Source organism: Enterobacter cloacae complex sp. GF14B, from assembly GCF_004136805.1.
Taxonomy (GTDB): domain Bacteria; phylum Pseudomonadota; class Gammaproteobacteria; order Enterobacterales; family Enterobacteriaceae; genus Enterobacter; species Enterobacter hormaechei_C.
On the sequence record NZ_QFRV01000390.1, the window covers coordinates 1 to 869 of the forward strand.

Genomic DNA, 869 nt, shown 5'->3' on the forward strand with positions numbered 1-869 from the left:
GAGTCGTGTTGGTCAAAGTCTTCTATTGAGCTATCGGTGTCACTGTCAGATTGGTCTACAATTGCCTTGCCCTTAGAAGATGCATGTATGGCACTTATCATGTTCAGAGGTGCAATTTGTGGTACCTCTTCCCCCTCTGGTGTGACCCAAGTGTTTCCTCTATTTCCCCAGGTATCTATGGTTGCAGCTAGGTGTACCCAGTCTACGTTGTCTGATTCCGTCATACCCGGTAACACATCCATGTAAGGAGAATCTTGGCCAATGTCTGTATCCTTCTTACAAGTGTAACAATATTGTAGTGGGGCCGAGTGAACTGTGGTGTCAGAGCGATGATCAATAATGGTTTTACTCCCTAAGGGGTGTACCTTACCAGTCACCAAATCCACTCTAAGGACAGAGTCTTGGAATTGCAAATAGACATGATTTTTAGACCAATCATGAACCATTTGTGCTTCCCTCATGAATGGTCGTCCTAAAATCATTTCATATGACATAAGGTGTTTAAAGAAATCCATTACAATGAACGTATGTCGTACCTTGTGTCCTAGAACTTTGATCCTAAGATCCTTGAGCATCCCCATAGGTTTGGCTATGGTACCATTTGCCATCTTTACCACAATGTTAGTAACACTGAGGCGGGGTTTTCCCATGGATTCCCAACAATCTTTTGTAACGATGCTAACTCCCGCACCACCATCAAGAATTCCCTTTATAGTTAATCCCTTGGTAGTGATGGGTAGGGTCGCATTAGACTCGTCGCCTTCAAAATACTGCCCTAATTTGTTAATGGGTACCTCGATCACAGACTCGTGTCCGTCTAAGTCAAGTGATTGCACATGATTTTCCTCATCAATCATAATCGAGTCAGG

Annotated in this window: 1 protein-coding gene; it reads right to left on the minus strand. The window is 43.5% G+C overall.

What is annotated here, in order from left to right:
- Window positions 1–857 (minus strand): retropepsin-like aspartic protease (locus tag DD606_RS25760; RefSeq protein WP_139158416.1); only part of this gene is annotated, 857 nt, incomplete at its 3' end.
- Window positions 858–869: the final 12 nt, after the last annotated feature.